Below are 20,772 nucleotides of genomic sequence, written 5' to 3' on the forward strand. Positions count from 1 at the left end.
CTTTTTTTGCCCGCTGGTTAAATCAAAGCACGCCTTCCAGAATCTCGTAAACGATCCCGGTGCCTACCGCGATCAACACGATATCGCCACCGGCACGGCGCCATTCGTAACCCTGGTAATACGGCAGCCGGCTCAATGCGCGATTGTCCAGGCGTTCGCCGTAATAACCGCGCGGCAACGGCCGGCCGCGTTCCAGATGAATGCCTGGAGGTGGCGGCGCACCACGGACGAAGTAGCCGTGATTGTCGTGAATCGTCTGGCGCACCGGACCAAAGTCCCTCGGCGGAGGGCCGCCGCGATGATTGTCCTGCGGGCCACGGTGATCATCGCCACGGTTGTCGCCATAATTGTCGCCGTGATTATCGCCATGGTTATCGTAAGGGCCCTGTTGCTGGTCGCCGCGGTCGTGATCGTCGCGTTGATCGGCGCTGGCGTGCAGCAACGGAGTGGCGCTTAGCATCAGCACACCCAGGCTGGCAATCAGCCGTTTCGGCATTTTCATCGGGTCTTTCCTCACTGCACTAACAGCAAAAAGCGCCTCAGAACGTAGTCCTGAAGCCCTCGGTCTTGCTGTTTAGTCTGTGTTGCGCCCCTCTAATTCCTCTGTATCAGCAACTTTACCTTCAGCTGACCCGTGCCTTACGCACGCCATCGGCCAGCGCGGCGCAGAGGCCTAACACGCCGTCAATTGCCTGATCCGGGGTCGTCGCATTGGCGATGTGATCGATCAACGCCGACCCCACCACAACACCATCGGCCAGACGCGCGATGGACGCCGCTTGCTCCGGGGTACGAATGCCGAAACCAATGCTGATCGGCAGATCCGTGTGGCGACGCAGACGCGCAACCGCTTCTTCAACGTGCTCCAGCGTCGCCGCGCCGGCACCGGTAACACCGGCGACAGACACGTAGTAGACGAAACCGGAACTGCCGTTCAAGACCGTCGGCAGGCGCACATCGTCAGTCGTCGGCGTGGTCAGACGGATGAAGTCCAAACCCGCGGCCTGAGCCGGATCGCACAGCTCGCCGTTATGCTCGGGCGGCAGGTCGACCACGATCAGACCATCCACGCCGGCCTCTTTGGCGTCAGCGATAAAGCGTGGCACGCCGTACATGTGAATGGGGTTGAAGTAGCCCATCAGCACCAGCGGCGTATCACTGTTGCCTTCGCGGAACTCACGAACCATTTGCAGGGTTTTCGCCAGGTTTTGCTTGGCCTCCAACGCGCGGATATTGGCCAACTGGATCGCCGGGCCATCGGCCATCGGATCGGTGAAAGGCATGCCCAGCTCGATCACATCGGCGCCAGCGCCGGGCAAGCCTTTGAGGATTGCCAGCGAAGTGTCATAGCTCGGGTCGCCAGCGGTAACAAAGGTCACCAAGGCAGCGCGGTTCTGTTGCTTGAGTTCGGCAAAACGCGTTTGCAGGCGGCTCATCAGTGTTTCTCCTGCTGGGATTGCTCTGGTTGAGACTGTTCCATGTGATGCATCACGGTTTGCATGTCTTTGTCGCCACGGCCGGACAGGTTGACCACCATCAGGTGATCTTTTGGCAAGCTCGGTGCGCGTTTGAACACTTCAGCCAGGGCATGGGCGCTTTCCAGCGCAGGAATAATCCCTTCCAGACGACAGCATTTGTGAAACGCGTCGAGGGCTTCGTGGTCGGTCACTGAGGTGTATTGAACGCGACCGATGTCATGCAACCAAGCGTGTTCAGGGCCGATGCCCGGATAATCGAGGCCAGCGGAGATCGAATGAGCGTCGATGATCTGGCCGTCGTCGTCCTGCAGCAGGAAGGTACGGTTGCCATGCAGTACGCCCGGTACACCGCCGTTCAGGCTGGCGGCGTGCTTTCCGGTTTCGATGCCGTGACCGGCAGCTTCAACACCAATGATCTCGACACTTGTGTCGTCAAGGAACGGGTGGAACAAGCCCATCGCGTTAGAGCCACCGCCAATGCACGCCACCAGGCTGTCGGGCAGACGACCTTCCTGGGCTTGCAATTGGTCACGGGTTTCCTTGCCGATGACGGCCTGGAAATCACGCACCATTGCCGGGTAGGGGTGCGGACCGGCGACCGTGCCGATCAGGTAGAACGTGCTGTCGACATTGGTCACCCAGTCACGCAGGGCTTCGTTCATCGCATCTTTCAACGTGCCGGTACCGGCCACGACCGGGATGACTTCGGCACCGAGCAGTTTCATGCGGAACACGTTGGCTTGCTGACGCTCGATGTCGGTGGTGCCCATGTAGATCACGCAATCGAGACCAAAACGCGCGGCCACGGTGGCGGTCGCCACGCCATGCATGCCGGCGCCGGTCTCGGCGATGATGCGTTTCTTGCCCATGCGCCGCGCCAACAGGATCTGGCCGATGCAGTTGTTGATCTTGTGCGCGCCGGTGTGGTTCAACTCTTCACGCTTCAGATAAATCTTCGCGCCGCCGCAGAATTCGGTCAGGCGTTCAGCGTAATAGAGAGGGCTCGGGCGTCCGACGTAGTCGCGCTGAAAGTAGGCCAACTCTTCTTTGAAGGCCGGATCTTCCTTGGCTGTTTCGTATTCACGAGCCAGGTCGAGGATCAACGGCATCAGGGTTTCGGCGACGTAACGGCCGCCGAACGCGCCAAACAGGCCGTTGACGTCGGGGCCGTTGCGCAGATGAGTCTGGGTCATGGGTCGCTCCGATTGAATGCGTGAAATGATGCTTTTGAACAGAGAATGGGCCTAACTTTACCTCTGACGCCCGTCGCTGAAAACCGATAAGATCGCCGTAACCTGTCAGGAAAACTCACAGATACCATGAGCCACGACCTTCCCCCGCTGAACGCACTTCGCGCCTTTGAAGCCACTGCCCGCCTTAACAGCGTGAGTCAGGCGGCCGAACAGCTGCACGTCACCCACGGCGCGGTCAGCCGACAGCTGAAAGTACTCGAAGAACATCTCGGCGTGAGTCTTTTCATCAAGGATGGTCGCGGCCTGAAACTCACAGATGCCGGCGTGCGTTTACGCGACGCCAGCGCCGAAGCCTTCGAACGTTTGCGTACCGTGTGCGCCGAACTCACCCAAAGCACCGCCGACGCGCCATTCGTCCTCGGCTGCTCGGGTAGTCTGCTGGCGCGCTGGTTCATTCCGCGTCTGGGTCGCTTGAACGCCGACTTGCCAGACTTGCGCCTGCACTTGTCAGCCGGCGAGGGGGATCTCGATCCGCGCAGGCCAGGGCTGGATGCTTTGCTGGTATTCGCCGAACCACCCTGGCCGTCAGACATGCAAGTGTACGAATTGGCAAGCGAACGTATCGGTCCGGTCATGAGTCCGCGATTGATGGGCTACGAACGGCTTGGAAAAGCACCGGCTAATGCGCTTTTGAACGAACCGTTGCTGCACACCACCTCGCGCCCGCAGGCCTGGCCAAGCTGGGCGCAGCAAAACGGCCTCGACGCCAAAGCGTTGAAGTACGGGCAAAGTTTCGAGCATTTGTATTATTTGCTGGAGGCAGCAGTGGCGGGACTGGGTGTGGCGATTGCGCCGGAACCGCTGGTGACCGAGGACTTGAAAGCCGGTCGCCTGGTAGCGCCGTGGGGTTTTAGTGAAACCCCGGCGCAACTGGCGTTGTGGCTACCCAAGCACGCCGCGGACGGGCGCGCTCGGCAACTGGCGCAATGGCTCAAAAACGAGCTGCGCCAGACGGATTAGTCGCCGCGTTTGAACAGCAGATAAGCCGCGAGCAGACCCAGTGCACCGACCGCGACGCCGGCTGTGGTCCAAGGGTGTTCCTGAGCGTAATCCCGAGTGGCAAGCCCTGTTTCACGGGTTTTGACTTTGACTTCTTCGTACGCATCGCTGAGCAAATGACGCGAATGTTTCAGTGCGCTCTCGGCGTTCGTTTTCAACGCTTTCAGGGTTTTGCGCGACTCGTCCGAGGCGTCGTCCTTCAGGCTTTCCAAAGATTTCAGCAGACTCTCGATCTCGGCTTCCATGCTTTGCAATGAGGCTTTACGTAAAGAGGTGTTGGCCATGGTGGCTCTCCTGCATTGATGATGAGTGGCGTGTGTTGTTTGGGACTTCAGGGGTTTGAAAAAGTGCAGTAAATCTGAACTTCTGTGTCGTAAAGACCGACAGAAGTAATACGAAAAATCACTGCTAGGCTGTATTTCACACCCTGAGGAGAACGCCCATGACTGACCATCACACGTACAAGAAAGTCGAGCTTGTCGGTTCATCCGCCAGCAGCATTGAGGACGCCATCAACAACGCACTGGCTGAAGCCAACAAGAGCATCAAGCACCTGGAATGGTTCGAAGTGACCGAAACCCGCGGGCATATCAAGGACGGCAAGGCTGCACATTTCCAGGTGACACTTAAAGTCGGGTTCCGGATTGCCAGCAGCTGAGTTTGAGCTAGTCTTCTGAACTTGCGCGCTGGCCGAGTGCCATAGGGAATGGCAAAGCGCTACATGAGTGCATCCGGCTAATGGCTGGATGCTCCTTTTGATCCGACCAGGGAATGCGACCGATGAAGAAGTTTATATTGGCGGTAGGTTTGTTGAGCCTTGCGGGTACAGCGTTTGCTGACGGCAAATCATGCGAAGATCTCAAAGCCGAAATCGCAGCGAAAATCGATGCCAAAGGCGCGTCGAATTACTCACTGGAAATTGTCGATAAAGGCGCCGCCAGTGGCGGAAAAGTCGTCGGCAAATGTGAGAAAGGCACCAAGGAAATCGTCTACAAACGCGGATGATTCCCGCACAGATGTACAAATGCCGACGCAATTGCGTCGGCATTTTTATGGGCACCGTTTCAGCCTTTCATAACCTGTGCCAGCAGCTCGTAGGAGTGCACGCGATCGGCATGCTCGTACAGGTCGCTGGTGAAAATCAGTTCATCCGCCTGCGTCTGCTCGATCAACACGTCCAGTTTGGCGCGGATTTTCTGCGGGCTGCCGACCATCGCCAGCCCGAGGAAGTCACGCACGGCCTCCCTCTCATGGGGCAGCCACAGGCCATCCATGGTGTCCACCGGCGGACGCTGCACCAGGCTTTGGCCACGGATCAACGCGAGGATGCGCTGATAGACCGACGTCGCCAGGTACTCGGCCTGCTCGTCGGTGTCCGCGGCGACCAACGGAACGCCGAGCATCACGTAGGGCTTGTCCAATACCGCCGAGGGTTTGAAGTGGTTGCGATAGACGCGAATCGCCTCATGCATGTAGCGCGGTGCGAAATGGGACGCGAAGGCGTAGGGCAAACCGCGCTCACCGGCCAGTTGCGCACTGAACAGGCTCGAACCCAGCAACCAGACCGGGACATTGGTGCCGGTGCCCGGCATGGCAATGATTCGCTGGTCCGGCGTGCGTGGGCCGAGGTAGCGCATTAACTCGGTCACGTCTTCAGGAAACTCATCGGCGCTGCCCGAACGCTCACGGCGCAGGGCGCGGGCGGTCATTTGATCGGAGCCGGGTGCGCGCCCGAGGCCGAGGTCGATTCGGCCCGGATAGAGGCTTTCGAGGGTGCCGAACTGCTCGGCAATCACCAGCGGCGCGTGGTTGGGCAGCATCACGCCACCCGAGCCAACGCGAATGGTCGACGTGCCGCCAGCCAGATAGCCGAGCAACACCGAGGTCGCCGAACTGGCGATGCCGTCCATGTTGTGGTGCTCGGCCACCCAAAAGCGGTTGTAGCCAAACTTTTCGACGTGCTGCGCCAGGTCCAGGGAATTGCGCAGCGACTGGGCCGCACTGCCATTTTCGCGCACGGGCACCAGATCCAGAGTCGAGAACTTCACATCGGACAGTCGTTTCATAAACCTGCTTCTCCAAATTGAGGGCGCAGGTTTTTTCTTGCCAACGAAAACCTGCCAAATTCATAAGCGTATTTTATGCAATGAGGGCATATACCCGAGTTTCAATAGCCAGGGTAAAAAAACCTACGAAAATAGTAGGACTAATCAGATCAGGTGAACTTTGCACCACCGTCTATCCTCAGAACCCTTAGCAACCGAAAACCACGAAGGCGCGACGCTTCGCGCCGGATCCTGAGGAGGCAGACATGGCTATTACCAAGAAAGCATCGGCGCATTGGGAAGGTGATCTGAAAACCGGCATCGGTTCGATTTCCACGGAAACCGGCGTGCTCAGAGAAGCACCCTACGGTTTCAAGGCGCGTTTTGAAGGGGGCAAAGGCACCAATCCGGAAGAGCTGATCGGCGCGGCGCATGCTGGTTGTTTCTCCATGGCTTTTTCGATGATTCTCGGCGATGCCGGGCTCAAGGCTGACAGCATCGATACCCAGGCCGAAGTGACGCTGGACCAGGTCGATGGTGGTTTTGCGATCACCGCTGTGAAATTGATCCTCAAAGCGAAAATCCCTGGGGCAACTCAGGCGCAATTCGAGGAGCTGAGCAACAAGGCCAAAGAAGGCTGCCCGGTGTCCAAGGTGCTGAACGCGAAGATCAGTCTGGATGCCACCCTGGTCAGCTAGACCCGCGTAATCGCGATAAGTGATCGCAGCCTTCGACAGGCTGCGATTTTTTTGCGCCAAAACAAAACCCGGCTGGCTTCACTGTGGTCGAACAAATGACAGCAGCAAAACGCACCCACTAGCGTGCTGCCTCTAAGGAGCTTCAACCATGAAACGTTTTGCCTTGGCGATTATCTGCGGTGCATTGGCCACTTCCGCGTTTGCGGCGCCGAAAGACTGCGAAGAGCTCAAGAACGAGATCGAAGTGAAGATTCAGGCGAATGCGGTGCCGTCCTACACGCTGGAGATTGTTTCCAAGGAAGAAGCCGACAAGCATGACGTCGCCATGGTCGTCGGCACTTGCGACTACGGCAGGAAAGCCATCATTTACCAGAAGAACGACCGCTGATCCTTCTCACATAAGGCAGTAGGACTCTCTGTCCTCAGCGACGATTTCCCGCTTGGCGTTGTACAGCCGAGCGCTGGGAGTGAACGCAATCGAACGACCTTCGAGCACGTAACGCTGGCCTGCTTCGAAATGGTCGTAGTTGATGGTCAGGTAGCACAACCGCTCCGAGGGACCGTTCATCACACCCAAGCCACCACCACCGGGCACTTCAAAGTCGAATCGCACGATCAACTCATGGCTGCCGGGCGTCACTTGGAAAAAGCGTCCATCGCGCAACCGCTGCTTGTCCAGTCGTTCCGCCATCACCAACTTGTCGTTGGGGAATGGCGTCGAAAATTCAACCCAGGCCATCTGTGGATTGACCGCCGGCAACGGGCTCTGGCAGCCGGCAAAGGCGCCTGCCACGAGCAATAGCAACAACCTGCGCATGATGAATGTCCGGAGTTTTGGTCACTCAGCATAACGCCGATCAGGTACGTTGACAGCCTGCCGGTGTGCCCTGGCCTATGACTTTTCGTTGTTGATCATAGAGCTTGGCCCACGGTCGAAATCCGATATTCCCTGCTTGCAGCTGATATTTCTCACCTGCGTTGAAACTGTTGAATTTCACGTTCAGTTGGCAATCGCGCCACAGCGGCTCGGCATTGGGGCCGATGTTGCTCGGCTCGACCGGGAACTGATAACGCACCGTCAACTCATGACTGCCGGGTTGAACCTCGAAATAGCGTTTGTCGGTGGAGGCCTTGTCATCGACCTCAAGCGCTTGCAGTGCGGTGTCTTGCTGTTGTGAATCGAGATCGATCCATGCTTGAGAAGGGTCGTGGTGAGGTAATCCGAATCCTGCACAGCCGGTGAGCATCAACAGGCCTCCCGTCAGCATCATCGTGCGCATAGCGGAGCTCCAGTCAGGCGGGATAGTCTTGCGGGCAGACTTTCCAAGGATGATTTTATTTTGATCAGGCCGCTTCCAAGCCTTGGGTTACTTGATCGCGTTTTGCGCGTTTTGTTTCCGGGTGTGATGTTTTTGTTGCTCAACGGTTGCGCCAGCGTCAGCTATTACGGCCAGTTGGCCAGTGGTCAGCTGCAATTGCTGCGGGCTCGGGAGCCGGTTTCCGAAGTGATCGACGACCCATCACGCGATCAAAAGCTGCGTGCGCATCTGGCCCAGTCACAAAAAGCCCGGGCGTTTGCCAGCCGGCAGCTGCACCTGCCGGATAACCAGAGCTACCGTTTGTACGCCGACATTCACCGACCGTTCGTCGTTTGGAATGTGTTTGCCACCGCGGAATTTTCCCTGTCGCCGCAGAACCATTGTTTTCCGATCGCGGGCTGCGTGGCGTATCGCGGCTATTACAGCCAGAGCGCGGCTCGGGGTGAGGCGGCATTGCTGCGACTGCAAGGTATGGACGTATCCATCGGCGGCGTCGAGGCCTACTCGACGCTCGGCTGGTTCAACGATCCGATCATCAGTTCGATGATGGGTTGGGGCGATGAACGTTTGGCGACGTTGATCTTCCATGAGCTGGCGCATCAGCGCTTTTATGTGAAGGACGACACGGAATTCAATGAGTCGTTTGCTACGTTTGTGGAACAGGAAGGCACCCGGCAGTGGCGGGCGCATCGCGGATTGCCGCCAGACACTGGTGACCTGGCACAGCGACGGGATCAATTCACCCAGCTGGTTCTGGAGACTCGCTCACGGCTGGAACGGCTCTATGCCCAAACGCTACCCGCCGAGCAGATGCGCGAGCGCAAAGCGGCAGAATTCGAGCAATTACGCGCCGACTACCGGCAGCTGCGCGACAGCCAATGGGCGGGGGATAAACGCTACGACGCGTGGATCAACGCACCGATGAACAATGCGAGGTTGTTGCCGTTTGGTTTGTACGATCAATGGGTGCCGGCGTTTGCGGCGTTGTTCAAGCAGAAGAATGGGGATTGGGTGCTGTTTCATGCGTCGGTGGAAAGGCTGGGTGCGTTGCCGGTGGATGAGCGAAAAGCGGCATTAAAAGCGTTGGCTGAATTGAACATTCCCGGTGGTTGAACAGGCCTCTTCGCGGGCAAGCCACCTCCCACAGGGTGATGTGAAATTCACAAAACTCGTGTGCGACACATAACCTGTGGGAGCGGGCTTGCCCGCGAATGCGTACGTGCTAACCCCGCAAAAACGCCTGATGCAGGTCTTCCAACGTTTCGAAGTGATATGCCGGCGCCTCGGCACTCAATTCTGCACGGCTACCAAACCCATAACCCACCGCCGCCGCGTCCAGGCCATTGCTGCGGGCGCCGATCAAGTCGTGTTTGCGGTCGCCGATCATCAGGGTGTTGCTCGGGTCCAGCCCTTCCTCGGTCATCAGGTGGGCGATCAGCTCAACCTTGTTGGTCCGGGTACCATCCAGTTCGCTGCCATAAATGACCTTGAAGTGTCTGGCGAAGTCGAAGTGCCGGGCGATCTCTCGGGCGAAAATCCATGGCTTGGAGGTGGCGATGTACAACTGGCGCCCCTGCCCGCCGAGGGTTTCCAGCAACGGCGTGACGCCCTCGAACACGCGGTTCTCGTAGAGGCCGGTGACCTTGAAGCGTTCACGATAGAAATTCACCGCTTCCCAGGCTTTCGCCTCATCGAAGTCATAAAACTGCATGAAAGCCTGCAACAACGGCGGACCGATGAAGTGCTCAAGCTTGGTCAGGTCAGGTTCATCGATCCCCAGTTTGCCCAAGGCGAACTGGATCGAACGGGTAATACCCTCGCGCGGGTCGGTCAGGGTGCCGTCGAGGTCGAACAAAACGGTTTGGTAATGCATGTTGATTCCTGAATGGGAGCGCCGGGGTCAGAGCGGGTCGTAGCCTTCAGCCAGATGCAGGTTTTTGAGCTTTACGTAATTCGCCGCGCTGTAGGTGAAAAAGGCTGTTTCCTTGTCAGTCAACGCACGGACTTGCTTCACCGGACTACCGACATACAGGAAACCGCTGACAAGACGCTTGCCCGGCGGCACCAGACTTCCGGCGCCGATGATCACGTCATCCTCGACCACCGCGCCGTCCATGACGATGCTGCCCATGCCGATCAGCACCCGGCTGCCCACACTGCAGCCGTGGAGCATGACTTTATGCGCGATGGTCACGTCGTCGCCAATCAGCAACGGAAAGCCATCGGGGTTGAACGGGCCGGCGTGGGTGATGTGCAACACACAACCGTCCTGAACGCTGGTGCGCACGCCGATACGGATGCGGTGCATGTCGCCGCGAATCACCGTCAAAGGCCAGACGGAGCTGTCTTCGCCGATTTCGACGTCGCCGATCACCACCGCCGAACTGTCGACAAAAGCGCCTTTGCCCAGCAGTGGCACGTGGTTCTGATACTTGCGTAGGGTCACGATAGGGTTTCTCTCTATTGCCGATAGCTGCGGTGAACGTCGATTGTAATTAAGATGGCTGCATGTTTCTTCCAGCCAAGGTGCCAACCGTGAGCGTGAACAATCCTCTTTTGCAGTCCTACGACCTGCCGCCGTTCTCGGCGATCCGTGCAGAACACGTGCAACCGGCCATTGAACAGATCCTGGCTGACAACCGCGCCGCGATTATCGAGATCCTCAAAACCCAGGGCAAACAACCGACCTGGGCCGGCCTGGTGTTGGCGATGGACGAACTCAATGACCGCCTCGGCGCCGCCTGGAGCCCGGTCAGCCACCTGAACGCCGTGTGCAACAGCGCCGAGTTGCGCGAAGCCTACGAGTCCTGCCTGCCCGCCCTGAGCGCCTACTCCACCGAGATGGGCCAGAACCGCGAACTGTTCCAGGCTTTCGAAGCGCTGGCCAGCAGCCCGGAAGCCGCGGGGTTCGACGTCGCGCAGAAAACTATCCTGGAACACGCCCTGCGTGACTTCCGTCTGTCGGGTATTGACTTGCCTGCGCCTGAACAGAAGCGCTACGCCGAAGTGCAGAGCAAATTGTCGGAGCTGGGCAGTCGCTTCTCCAATCAACTGCTCGACGCCACTCAAGCCTGGACCAGACACGTTACCGACGAAACCACCCTCGCCGGCCTGACCGATTCGGCCAAGGCGCAGATGGCCGCAGCCGCGAAGGCCAAGGACCTCGACGGTTTCCTGATCACCCTGGAATTTCCGAGCTACTACGCGGTGATGACCTACGCCCATGACCGCGCCCTGCGTGAAGAAGTCTACGCCGCCTACTGCACCCGCGCGTCGGATCAAGGCCCGAATGCCGGTCAGAACGATAACGGTCCGGTGATGGAAGAAATCCTCGACCTGCGTCAGGAGCTCGCCAAGTTGCTCGGTTTCGCCAGCTTCTCCGAGCTGAGCCTGGCCACCAAGATGGCCGAATCCAGCGATCAGGTGCTGAGTTTCCTGCGTGACCTGGCCAAGCGCAGCAAGCCATTCGCGACCCAGGACCTGGAACAGCTCAAGGCCTACGCTGCCGAACAAGGCTGCCCGGACCTGCAAAGCTGGGACAGCGGTTTCTACGGTGAAAAACTTCGTGAGCAACGTTACAGCGTTGCCCAGGAAGCCCTGCGCGCGTACTTCCCAATCGATAAAGTGCTTGGCGGCCTGTTTGCCATCGTCCAGCGTCTGTACGGCATCGAGATCGCCGAGCAGAAAGGCTTCGACACCTGGCATCCCGATGTTCGCCTGTTCGAAATCAAGGAAAACGGCCAACACGTCGGCCGTTTCTTCTTCGACCTCTACGCCCGCGCCAACAAGCGCGGCGGTGCGTGGATGGACGGTGCCCGTGACCGTCGTCGCACCGTCGATGGCGTGCTGCAAAGCCCGGTGGCCAACCTGGTGTGCAACTTCACGCCGGCCGACAGCGGCAAACCCGCGCTGCTGACCCACGACGAAGTGACCACGCTGTTCCACGAATTCGGCCACGGCCTGCATCACCTGCTGACCCGCGTCGAGCATGCCGGCGTGTCCGGCATCAACGGCGTGGCATGGGATGCGGTCGAGTTGCCAAGCCAGTTCATGGAAAACTGGTGCTGGGAGCCGGAAGGCTTGGCGCTGATCTCCGGTCACTACGAAACCGGCGAGCCGCTGCCGCAAGACCTGCTGGGCAAAATGCTCGCGGCGAAGAACTTCCAGTCCGGCCTGATGATGGTGCGCCAGATCGAATTCTCGCTGTTCGACTTCGAACTGCACGCGACCCACGGCGACGGCCGCAGCGTGCTGCAAGTGCTCGAAGGCGTGCGCGACGAGGTGTCAGTCATGCGCCCACCCGCGTACAACCGCTTCCCGAACAGCTTCGCGCACATCTTCGCTGGCGGTTATGCGGCGGGTTACTACAGCTACAAATGGGCCGAAGTGCTGTCCGCCGATGCCTTCTCGAAATTCGAAGAAGACGGCGTACTCAATGCCGACACCGGTCGGGCGTTCCGCGAAGCAATCCTCGCACGCGGCGGTTCGCAGGAGCCGATGGTGCTGTTCGTCGACTTCCGTGGCCGTGCCCCGTCGATTGACGCACTCTTGCGCCACAGCGGCCTGAGTGAGGGTGCAGCAGCATGAGTGAGGGGCCTGTGATCACCAAGAAGCGCTTTATCGCCGGGGCGGTCTGCCCGGCGTGCAGCGAGCCGGACAAGTTGATGATGTGGAACGAAGACGACGTGCCGCATCGCGAGTGCGTAGCCTGCGGTTACTCCGACACCTTGAATGAACAAGGCCTGTCGGTGCCCAAGGAATTGGGCACGCGGGTCAACACGTCAGCGCTGAAAGTGCCGGACGCCAAGGTTCAGGCCGTGCAGTTTTTTCCGAATCCGAAGCTGAAGAAAAACCCCGACGAGCAGCACTGAGTCATCTCCACCTTCCACTATGAGCAGAGTGGAAGGTGGTAACTATCTAACACCTTTCCCCCTGCGCTTCCTTTTACGCTGATCAAAATCAGCCGTACTCAAGGAAGACTCATGTCCGATAGCAACCCGCTTTTGCAACCCTGGACGCTACCGCCCTATTCAGCAGTCCGCGCCGAGCACCTTGTCCCGGCCATCGAAAAAATCATTGCAGACAACCGGCAGACTGTTGCTGAAATCATCGCGTCCCAAGCCAAGTCCCCGAACTGGGACGACCTCGTGCTGGCAGTCGATGAGACCGATGCCCGACTGGGCGAAGCGATGTCCGTCATCGAAACACTGGGCATGGTGAAACGCGACATCGCCTGGGAATGGGCCAGTGCAAGGTGTGGCTACGTTACGGCACGCTATACCGCCGAAAAGTTGAACAACCAGGCGCTGTTCCAGACCTACCAAAGACTCGCTCGAAGCTCGATCGCAGTGAATTTCGAGGAGCCTCGTAAAGCAGTATTGAACAAGATTTTGCGCCGGTTTCGCCTGTCGGGAATCAATTTGTCTACCGAACAACAACGGTCACTCGCGCGCATCAATGTCGAAATCAACGCGCTGCAAAGCCTGTTTATGACTCAACTCGACAGCGCCTCCGCAGCCTGGACCAAGCGCATTGACGATATCGAACAACTCAAGGGGTTATCCCGAACAACTATCGACCGCCTGGCGCTGAATGCACAAGAGGCTGGCCATGGTGGGTGGCTGCTGCGCCTGGACCAGAACACCAGCCATCAGGTCATGACCTATGCGGAAAATCGAAGCCTGCGCGAGGAATATTTCGTTGCCTACAACACACGCGCTTCCGACCAAGGTCCCCATGCCGATCAGTTCGATAACGGCCCGGTACTCCACATGCTGTTGGCACTGCGTCACCAAAAGGCCCTGTTGCTCGGGTATGAGAACTTCGCGCAACTCAGCCTGGCAACGGAAATGGCCGAGTCCACCGCACAGGTCAGCGGGTTCCTGCGGCGGCAAATAATTCTGGCAAGGCCTGGCTTCGAGAAAGACGCGCAAGCGCTCAAGGCATTTGCGCCAGCGCGGAACATTTCAGAGGTCCAGCCTTGGGACACTGAATTTCTCGCCGAACAGTTACGCCAATACCCACTGGGTGGCGCACTGAAAAACCTCCGGGCTTATTTCCCGCTGGACGGAACGCTACGCCGACTCTGCCTCTTCAGTGAGCGTGTGTTCGGGATCACGATCGTTGAGCAGAAGGATTTCAGTCGTTGGCATGACAGTGTTCGCCTGTTTGAGATCAGCGAACGAGGCCAGGTGCTCGGGTACATCTATCTCGATCCTTTCCACCGTGAGGAAGCACCGGACTACGCCTGGACCGCCACGTGTCGCAACCGTCGGCGGAACGCGGAAGGCCAGGTGGCATTGCCGATTGCAGTCCTGCACAGCAACTTCAGGCCCGGAATCGATGAACAACCTTGTCTTCTCGCCCATCTGGACTTGCGCGTTCTGTTTCATGAGTTTGGTCATTGCTTGCAGCATGTGCTGACGCGTTCGCCTCACTACACCCTCTCCGGCATTTCCCAACTGGGACGCGATTCAGGGGAGTTTGCCGGTCAGTTGTTTGAGCTGTGGTGCCTGTCGCGGGAGTTTCTGCTATGGCTTGCGGCCCATTACGAAACCGGCGAACGCCTGACCGAGGAGCGAGTCGATGCGGCACTGTCAGCCATTCAAACCCAGAACAGTTGGCAGTCTGCACAGCTATTGATGAGCGCACTGTTCGACTTCGAGTTGCATCGCACCCAGGGTGATGGCCGTCGTATTCAGCAGGTCTTCGACGACGTAGAGCGGGAGGTCGATCACCTGCGACTTCCGTCCTGGTGTCGGTTCGCCAACAGCTTTGATTACATGGTGACCGGTTATGGGGCTTCGGTTTATGCCTACAAGTGGTCAGGGGTACTGGCGAGCGAAGCGTTCAAACGGTTTGAGCAGGATGGGGTCTTCAACGCGCAAACAGGACAGGCCTTTCGCGAGGCTTTCTTTTCGCCGGGCGATTCGCGCTCCTTACTGAGCGCCTTGGCAGCATTTCTTGGACGACCGTTCGCCGAGGGTCCTGGCGCTGCATCGTCGGAAACGGGCGCATTGTCGCAACGTATTACTCGACATGGGCCGACTTGAACCAGCTTTTCATCGAGCACGCGGCGAACGGGCTCGTGCTGCAATCCCCACTGGCCAGTGCGGTACGCAACTTATCCGCATCCGCCTGCATCATGTACCGAACGCCGTCCTTGAAATGAGCGCTGTCACCAAAACCACCCTGAGTCATTTCGCTTAGCGCGTCTTCCTTGCTCCAGCCTTGCACGACCACCCGGTACATGGCGGCCATCAGGCCAGTCCGGTCCGAACCATGTTTGCAGTGCATCAGCACCGGCCCCTTGGCCTCGGCGGTCTGGATGGCACGAAGGGCCGTGAGGACCTGCGCATCATCCACGTGATTGGTGCGGTATGGCAGACGCACCTGATCGATACCCGGCGCCGTCAGCCAGCTTGAATCGGACTCAGGCAGGAAAGTGATCACGGTGGTCACCTTGAGTTTTTCCAGCAACGGGACGGCACCCTGGTCAGGCAAGGCACTGCGATAAAGCGTCGGGGACATCTGGAAAAGGTTGTACTGAACCTCGACCGGCTGAGCCCACTCCGCCGGACGGGGTACAGCCGTGTCTTCGGCGTGGGCGCACGTCAGGTTGAACAGTGCGACCAGCGACAGGCATAACGCGGGGATAAGGCGTGGTGACATGCTTGGCGACCATCTGTAAGTAGGGGGATGACGACGCCAGACTGAGCCTCTGACAGTCAAAGGTGTGTGAGCCATCTGTCAAAGAATCGTGAATCAGCGAATTTTTAGATCCGCTGAAGTACTCGTAACTAAGCCTGCTTCAAACTCTGTCTATACGGGCCCGGTTATAAAGATGTTTATGGGTTCACAATACTTGCGTACGCTTCTGCCAAAGCCAACAGCTTTTCCTTGTCATCGTTGTCAATATTTCCGTCACCGTCCACATCGATTTTTACTAGGTTGATGCTGAAGGATCGACCTCCATCATTTGAAACCGCCGTGACATAGACAGAGTCTACCAGAGCCTCCGAAGGCTCTTGATTAACGGCATCCCAGCCAGACTCCTTGCGCGCCAGTTGCATGGACACTTGTGCTTCCCGGGGGTTGGTAATACTGGGCGCCAACAATTGTAAAAAGATACCGCGCTGATTAAAAAACGACATTTATAAATTCCATTTAATGAGTAAACACACGGAACTTTGTGTGCAACTGATACTACTTATCAAGTTGTCTTCCAGGCTATCCGTTATCTGTTTCCCGGAATTGCAAAAGTTGCACTTTTCACTCAACTCCACGACAGCGCGGTTTGAAAACTTGCCAAAGAGCCGAACGGCACTGGCCGACTTGCCCAACGTCGGATACTGTATGCGCATACAGTTACGAGTATCGTCCATGAGTACGCCTTTGCCGCCGCGCGGTCGCGGCACCGCCACCAACCCGCACAACCGCTTCGCGCCGAACCGCACGGTAGCGGAGGACGAAGGCTGGTATCAGGAAGCGCCGATGACCCAGGGCACCGAGGTGCGCATCGAGACGGCAAAAACCATCATCACCCGCAACACTTCTCCGGACCTGCCTTTCGACCGCTCGATCAATCCCTATCGTGGCTGCGAGCACGGCTGCATCTATTGCTACGCGCGGCCCAGCCACGCCTATTGGGACCTGTCCCCGGGGCTGGATTTCGAGACCAAATTGATCGCCAAGACCAACGCTGCCGATGTGCTGGAAGAACAGCTGTCGAAACGCGGCTATCAATGCGCGCCGATCAACCTGGGCTCCAACACCGATCCGTACCAGCCCATCGAACGCGAGCACAGGATTACCCGTAAAACCCTGGAGGTGCTGCTGCGTTACCGTCACCCGGTGACGATCATCACCAAGGGCTCGCTGATCCTGCGCGACCTGGACCTGCTCGCTGAACTCGCCGGGCAAAGGCTGGTAGCGGTGATGATCAGCCTCACCACCCTGGACGATGAACTCAAACGCATCCTCGAACCGCGTGCCGCTGCCCCCAAGGCCCGGCTCAGGGCGATCCGCGTGATGCGTGAAGCCGGGATTCCGGTCGGTGTGCTGTGTTCGCCGATGATTCCGATGATCAACGACAGCGAACTTGAAAGCCTGCTGGCCGAAGCGCAGGCCGCAGGTGCGCAAAGTGCGGCCTACATGATGTTGCGCTTGCCGCTGGAGGTGGCACCGTTGTTTGAGGAATGGCTGGCGGCCCACTATCCGCAACGCGCGGCCCATGTGCTGAGCCTGATCCGGCAGAGCCGTGGCGGTGAGCTCTACGACAGCCGATTCGGCAGCCGGATGCGCGGCGAAGGTCCATTCGCCGACCTGCTGGCCCAACGTTTTGCCAAAACCATCAAACGCTTGGGGCTCAATCGACGGGAAGGTTTTAATCTGGACTGCGAAGCCTTCTGTCCGCCGGGTCGCCAGATGTCCTTGATTTAGCGACAATTGGCCTAAGGTGAGAAGTGGGAACGGGCAGCGACTGCGGGCTGGTCACGTTTCTTGCGATCTGGAACACAGGTTCTAGAGCGGTTGATTCAGTTTGAGTTAAGTTTCGGTCGCTACCTTGTTCATCGAGTGACTGACGGGTCGAGATCGTTCACCTGGATGTTTTTCGAACAGCCACTGGCTTCACACCGGACAAAACGGGAAACTTCCCTGACTCCGCCAATGAGGATGAATTCATGAGTGACAAGGATAAACAGCCGTTGGCTGCGTCGGTTTCAGCCCACCCGGAGGCTGAATCCGCCGATGCAGCGTTGAAGCATATCGTTGACGGCTTTTTGCATTTTCATCATGAGATCTTTCCGCAGCAGGAAGAGCTCTTCAAAAAACTCGCCACGGCGCAACAGCCACGGGCGATGTTCATCACCTGCGCCGACTCGCGCATCGTGCCTGAACTGATTACCCACAGCTCGCCGGGTGATCTGTTCGTGACCCGCAATGTCGGCAATGTCGTCCCGCCTTACGGGCAGATGAACGGTGGTGTTTCCACGGCCATCGAATACGCAGTGCTGGCGCTGGGCGTGCAACACATCATCATTTGCGGCCACTCCGATTGTGGCGCGATGCGTGCGGTGCTCAACCCCGATAGCCTGGAAAAAATGCCCACGGTCAAAGCCTGGCTGCGGCATGCGGAAGTCGCGAAAACCATGGTGCATGACAACTGCAATTGCACCGACGAAAACGAGACGATGCACATCCTCACCGAAGAGAATGTCATCGCCCAATTGCAGCACTTGCGAACTCATCCTTCGGTGGCCTCGCGCATGGCGAACGGTCATCTGTTCATCCATGGCTGGGTCTACGACATCGAAACCAGTGCAATCAAGGCTTATGACGCGGATAAGGGTGCCTTCCTGCCGCTCGATGGCAGTCATCCGATACCAGTGGCAACGCCCAAAGCGCGCTTCTAAATCCTCCTAAAAATCTGTGTGGTTTGACCCCGGCCGCTGTTTCAGCGGTCCGGCCTTGCCATGCCTGAAGAAATCTTCGGGAGAATCACTATGCGTGCTACGCAACTCAAAGCTGTTCTGCCACGGGAGCTGCTCGCTTCGGTGGTTGTATTTCTGGTCGCCCTGCCCTTGTGCATGGGCATCGCCATCGCCTCGGGATTACCGCCGGCCAAAGGTCTGATCACCGGGATCATCGGTGGTCTGGTGGTGGGTTGGATCGCCGGTTCGCCCTTGCAAGTCAGTGGCCCGGCGGCGGGTCTGGCGGTCCTGGTGTTCGAACTGGTGCGCCAGCACGGCATTGCCATGCTCGGTCCGATCCTGTTGTTGGCGGGATTTCTGCAATTGGTCGCCGGCCGTTTGAAACTGGGTTGCTGGTTTCGTGTGACGGCGCCAGCGGTGGTGTATGGCATGCTCGCCGGCATTGGCGTACTGATCATATTGTCCCAGGTGCATGTGATGCTCGATGCCGTGCCCAAGCCGTCTGGACTGGATAACCTGGCGGCCTTCCCGGCTGCCGTGGCGCAAGCCTTGCCCTCGTTTGGCTGGCAGGCCGGTTTGCTCGGAGTTGCGACGATAGCGGTGATGTACCTGTGGGAAAAGCTGCGTCCGCATTCCCTGCGCTTTGTTCCAGGCGCTTTGCTTGGTGTGGGCTTGGCGACGGTCGCCAGTCTGGTGCTCGCCTTGCAGGTCAAACGGGTCGAAGTACCGGCCAATCTGGCGGAAGCCATCGACTGGCTGAAACCGGCCGACTTGCTCAATCTCGCCGACCCCACCCTGCTGATCGCGGCCTTCGCCGTCGCGTTCATTGCCAGCGCCGAAACCTTGCTGTCCGCCGCGGCGGTAGATCGCATGCACAACGGCCAGCGCTCGGATTTCGACCGGGAATTGTCGGCCCAAGGTATCGGCAACATGCTCTGCGGTCTGCTCGGCGCGCTGCCCATGACCGGCGTGATCGTGCGCAGCTCGGCCAACGTGCAGGCCGGCGCCACCACCCGAATGTCGACAATCTTCCACGGCCTGTGGCTGCTGGCGTTCGTGTTGCTGCTGTCGAGTGTGCTGCAGAGCATTCCGGTGGCGAGTCTGGCGGGCGTCCTGGTTTACACCGGTTTCAAGCTCGTCGATCTGAAAGTCTTTCGAGGTTTGGGCCGCTATGGCCGGATGCCAATGTTCACCTACGCGGCGACTGCGCTGGCGATCATCTTTACTGACTTGCTGACCGGCGTACTGATCGGCTTCGGCCTGACCCTGGCCAAACTGGCGTGGAAGGCTTCGCGGTTGAAGATCAGCCTGATCGATCTGCCCAAGGACGGTGAAATGGAGCTGCGCCTCATCGGGGCCGCGACCTTTCTCAAGGTGCCGGCGCTGACTCAGGTGCTGGGGAACATTCCCGCCGGGGCGACGGTGCATGTGCCGTTGAATAACCTGAGCTACATCGACCACGCGTGTCTGGAGTTGCTTGAGGATTGGGGGCGGGCCAACGCGGCCAAGGGCTCGACGCTGCTGATTGAAGCGCGGGGGTTGAAGCGTCGGCTGGAAGGGCGGTTGCGCACCACCACCGGTGTCGGCTCAACCCCATAACCGTAGGAGCCTGCTTGCTGGCGATGGACGATGATGCGGTCTTTCAGATAAACCGCGTTTCGTTCATCGCCAGCAAGCAGGTTCCTACAGGGCTTTAAGCGGCAGGCTGATCCAGTTCCAGGCCCACACCCAACCGTCGCGACATGCACGGCCAGCGCTTCCATGCCGTGCCGGTGTCCGGACTGCTAAGTTTCTCGCGGTAGGCTTCCACCGACTCCAGCGCAAAGCTGTCGTCGTCGAGCATGCTGTCCACCGCGTGGTGCACCACTTCATCCAGTTGGTTGGCGAACGCCTCACCGATCAATTGGTGGGCAATCAGGTTGGCGACAGTCATGTCCAATGGGATCAGTGGCTGGCCAAAATGCTTGATGTACAGGTCGTTGACTTCTTCGACAAACCGGTGCGCCAGATAGGCTTCGTCCAGCAGGCTGTCGAGCCCGACATGGCCGTTCATGATGTCCGGCGGCTGGAGGAAATACTGTTCGGCAATTTTCAGCACCGGTTTGATTTGTGACTCGATTCCAGCTTCCCTGGCGACTTCATTCGCTGCATCCAGCAGATCAGGCACTTCCTCAATGTAGGCGGCGACAAAACGCGTCAGCACGCCGTTGGCGTCCGCCTCCGGCAATTGGATAGACGGGTGTAGATGAGGCAGTTGGCTTTCCAGTTGGCGCGTCAGCAGGCCGGTCTCGGCCTCGTGTTGTTGGGCTTTTTGGATCTGCTCGCGCAATGCGGCGGTGTTCATGAAAACTCCAGGAAACAAAGGCAATGAAATTGGGAAGACATAACTTAGCTGGCATCCGACATCTGCTAAGACGCATTTGTCATAAATAATTCATCCTTGAGACTTCAAAGCTATATCGATGTGCCACCACTCGTCTGCATCCTTCTCCATTCGTGCCCTGGAACGCAAGTCCCACCTGTTTCAGATGATTTACGCGCGCACAT

Annotated in this window: 24 protein-coding genes; 12 read left to right on the forward strand and 12 right to left on the reverse strand. The window is 58.4% G+C overall.

The genetic code is table 11. The features are described from left to right. Positions 1 to 22: 22 nt before the first annotated feature. From ACYZT4_RS20460 to trpB, 3 genes are all read right to left on the reverse strand, one after another. Positions 23 to 502: an anti-virulence regulator CigR family protein gene (locus ACYZT4_RS20460; protein WP_461982679.1), complete on the reverse strand. Its 480-nt coding sequence runs from the start codon at positions 500 to 502 to the stop codon at positions 23 to 25. Positions 503 to 623: 121 nt separating this feature from the next. Next, positions 624 to 1,436: a tryptophan synthase subunit alpha gene (gene trpA / locus ACYZT4_RS20465; RefSeq protein ID WP_461982680.1), complete on the reverse strand. Its 813-nt coding sequence runs from the start codon at positions 1,434 to 1,436 to the stop codon at positions 624 to 626. Beyond that, the gene (trpB, locus tag ACYZT4_RS20470; protein WP_461982681.1) at positions 1,436 to 2,671 is read right to left on the reverse strand and encodes a tryptophan synthase subunit beta; all 1,236 of its coding nucleotides are present in this window, start codon (positions 2,669 to 2,671) and stop codon (positions 1,436 to 1,438) included. Before trpB ends, trpA begins: the two co-directional genes overlap by 1 nt. A 126-nt stretch (positions 2,672 to 2,797) precedes the next feature. On the opposite strand from trpB, the gene ACYZT4_RS20475 reads away from it, so the two are divergent. Next, the gene (locus tag ACYZT4_RS20475; RefSeq protein WP_461982682.1) at positions 2,798 to 3,691 is read left to right on the forward strand and encodes a LysR family transcriptional regulator; all 894 of its coding nucleotides are present in this window, start codon (positions 2,798 to 2,800) and stop codon (positions 3,689 to 3,691) included. Here the strand turns inward: ACYZT4_RS20475 and ACYZT4_RS20480 are convergent. Continuing rightward, positions 3,688 to 4,014 (reverse strand): ElaB/YgaM/YqjD family protein, encoded by a 327-nt coding sequence (locus ACYZT4_RS20480; RefSeq protein WP_461982683.1) that lies wholly within the window; start codon positions 4,012 to 4,014, stop codon positions 3,688 to 3,690. The two genes, ACYZT4_RS20475 and ACYZT4_RS20480, sit on opposite strands and share 4 nt — an antisense overlap. Before the next feature lie 158 nt (positions 4,015 to 4,172). Between ACYZT4_RS20480 and ACYZT4_RS20485 the strand changes: the two genes are divergently transcribed. Further along, a complete protein-coding gene (locus ACYZT4_RS20485) occupies positions 4,173 to 4,388 on the forward strand; it encodes a dodecin (protein WP_461982684.1) in 216 nt (71 codons plus the stop codon). 122 nt (positions 4,389 to 4,510) lie between these two features. Next, positions 4,511 to 4,735 (forward strand): DUF1161 domain-containing protein, encoded by a 225-nt coding sequence (locus tag ACYZT4_RS20490; protein WP_461982685.1) that lies wholly within the window; start codon positions 4,511 to 4,513, stop codon positions 4,733 to 4,735. 59 nt (positions 4,736 to 4,794) lie between these two features. On the opposite strand, the gene ACYZT4_RS20495 is transcribed toward ACYZT4_RS20490, so the two are convergent. After that, complete coding sequence (locus ACYZT4_RS20495; RefSeq protein ID WP_461982686.1) at positions 4,795 to 5,796, reverse strand: LLM class flavin-dependent oxidoreductase; 1,002 nt, start codon at positions 5,794 to 5,796, stop codon at positions 4,795 to 4,797. A 245-nt stretch (positions 5,797 to 6,041) separates the two neighbouring features. Here ACYZT4_RS20495 and ACYZT4_RS20500 point away from each other — a divergent pair, with 245 nt between their 5' ends. Continuing rightward, positions 6,042 to 6,473: an OsmC family protein gene (locus ACYZT4_RS20500; protein WP_461982687.1), complete on the forward strand. Its 432-nt coding sequence runs from the start codon at positions 6,042 to 6,044 to the stop codon at positions 6,471 to 6,473. Between the two features lie 148 nt (positions 6,474 to 6,621). Beyond that, positions 6,622 to 6,861, forward strand: coding sequence for a DUF1161 domain-containing protein (locus ACYZT4_RS20505; RefSeq protein ID WP_461982688.1), 240 nt, complete (start codon positions 6,622 to 6,624; stop codon positions 6,859 to 6,861). 6 nt (positions 6,862 to 6,867) lie between these two features. Here ACYZT4_RS20505 and ACYZT4_RS20510 read toward each other — a convergent pair whose 3' ends face one another. Continuing rightward, a complete protein-coding gene (locus ACYZT4_RS20510) occupies positions 6,868 to 7,290 on the reverse strand; it encodes a PA0061/PA0062 family lipoprotein (protein ID WP_461982689.1) in 423 nt (140 codons plus the stop codon). A 40-nt stretch (positions 7,291 to 7,330) separates the two neighbouring features. Then, on the reverse strand, positions 7,331 to 7,753 hold the full coding sequence (locus ACYZT4_RS20515) for a PA0061/PA0062 family lipoprotein (protein WP_461982690.1): 423 nt from the start codon (positions 7,751 to 7,753) through the stop codon (positions 7,331 to 7,333). Positions 7,754 to 7,813: 60 nt separating this feature from the next. On the opposite strand from ACYZT4_RS20515, the gene ACYZT4_RS20520 reads away from it, so the two are divergent. Beyond that, positions 7,814 to 8,905 (forward strand): aminopeptidase, encoded by a 1,092-nt coding sequence (locus ACYZT4_RS20520; RefSeq protein WP_461982691.1) that lies wholly within the window; start codon positions 7,814 to 7,816, stop codon positions 8,903 to 8,905. A gap of 109 nt (positions 8,906 to 9,014) precedes the next feature. Here ACYZT4_RS20520 and ACYZT4_RS20525 read toward each other — a convergent pair whose 3' ends face one another. Further along, on the reverse strand, positions 9,015 to 9,665 hold the full coding sequence (locus ACYZT4_RS20525; RefSeq protein ID WP_461982692.1) for an HAD family hydrolase: 651 nt from the start codon (positions 9,663 to 9,665) through the stop codon (positions 9,015 to 9,017). A gap of 27 nt (positions 9,666 to 9,692) precedes the next feature. After that, entirely contained in the window at positions 9,693 to 10,238 is a 546-nt protein-coding gene (locus ACYZT4_RS20530; protein WP_461982693.1) for a gamma carbonic anhydrase family protein, read from the reverse strand. Positions 10,239 to 10,300: 62 nt separating this feature from the next. On the opposite strand from ACYZT4_RS20530, the gene prlC reads away from it, so the two are divergent. From prlC to ACYZT4_RS20545, 3 genes are all read left to right on the forward strand, one after another. Next, positions 10,301 to 12,379 carry an oligopeptidase A gene (gene prlC, locus ACYZT4_RS20535; protein ID WP_461982694.1) on the forward strand — a complete coding sequence of 693 codons (2,079 nt, stop codon included), beginning with the start codon at positions 10,301 to 10,303 and terminating at the stop codon, positions 12,377 to 12,379. Continuing rightward, positions 12,376 to 12,663 carry a YheV family putative zinc ribbon protein gene (locus ACYZT4_RS20540; RefSeq protein ID WP_461982695.1) on the forward strand — a complete coding sequence of 96 codons (288 nt, stop codon included), beginning with the start codon at positions 12,376 to 12,378 and terminating at the stop codon, positions 12,661 to 12,663. Before prlC ends, ACYZT4_RS20540 begins: the two co-directional genes overlap by 4 nt. A gap of 111 nt (positions 12,664 to 12,774) precedes the next feature. Next, complete coding sequence (locus ACYZT4_RS20545; protein ID WP_461982696.1) at positions 12,775 to 14,844, forward strand: M3 family metallopeptidase; 2,070 nt, start codon at positions 12,775 to 12,777, stop codon at positions 14,842 to 14,844. On the opposite strand, the gene ACYZT4_RS20550 is transcribed toward ACYZT4_RS20545, so the two are convergent. Together ACYZT4_RS20550 and ACYZT4_RS20555 are read right to left on the reverse strand one after the other, a co-directional pair. Next, complete coding sequence (locus tag ACYZT4_RS20550; protein WP_461982697.1) at positions 14,822 to 15,463, reverse strand: phosphatase domain-containing protein; 642 nt, start codon at positions 15,461 to 15,463, stop codon at positions 14,822 to 14,824. The two genes, ACYZT4_RS20545 and ACYZT4_RS20550, sit on opposite strands and share 23 nt — an antisense overlap. Positions 15,464 to 15,639: 176 nt before the next feature. Next, positions 15,640 to 15,945 (reverse strand): hypothetical protein, encoded by a 306-nt coding sequence (locus ACYZT4_RS20555; protein WP_461982698.1) that lies wholly within the window; start codon positions 15,943 to 15,945, stop codon positions 15,640 to 15,642. A gap of 229 nt (positions 15,946 to 16,174) precedes the next feature. Between ACYZT4_RS20555 and ACYZT4_RS20560 the strand changes: the two genes are divergently transcribed. From ACYZT4_RS20560 to ACYZT4_RS20570, 3 genes are all read left to right on the forward strand, one after another. Then, positions 16,175 to 17,233: a PA0069 family radical SAM protein gene (locus tag ACYZT4_RS20560; protein ID WP_461982699.1), complete on the forward strand. Its 1,059-nt coding sequence runs from the start codon at positions 16,175 to 16,177 to the stop codon at positions 17,231 to 17,233. Between the two features lie 242 nt (positions 17,234 to 17,475). Next, positions 17,476 to 18,207, forward strand: coding sequence for a carbonic anhydrase (locus tag ACYZT4_RS20565; protein ID WP_461982700.1), 732 nt, complete (start codon positions 17,476 to 17,478; stop codon positions 18,205 to 18,207). 90 nt (positions 18,208 to 18,297) lie between these two features. Further along, positions 18,298 to 19,824 (forward strand): SulP family inorganic anion transporter, encoded by a 1,527-nt coding sequence (locus ACYZT4_RS20570; protein ID WP_461982701.1) that lies wholly within the window; start codon positions 18,298 to 18,300, stop codon positions 19,822 to 19,824. Between the two features lie 94 nt (positions 19,825 to 19,918). Here ACYZT4_RS20570 and ACYZT4_RS20575 read toward each other — a convergent pair whose 3' ends face one another. Continuing rightward, a complete protein-coding gene (locus ACYZT4_RS20575) occupies positions 19,919 to 20,569 on the reverse strand; it encodes a hypothetical protein (RefSeq protein WP_461982702.1) in 651 nt (216 codons plus the stop codon). Between the last annotated feature and the right edge of the window lie 203 nt (positions 20,570 to 20,772).

The sequence above is a fragment of the Pseudomonas sp. GB2N2 genome, from assembly GCF_054897705.1.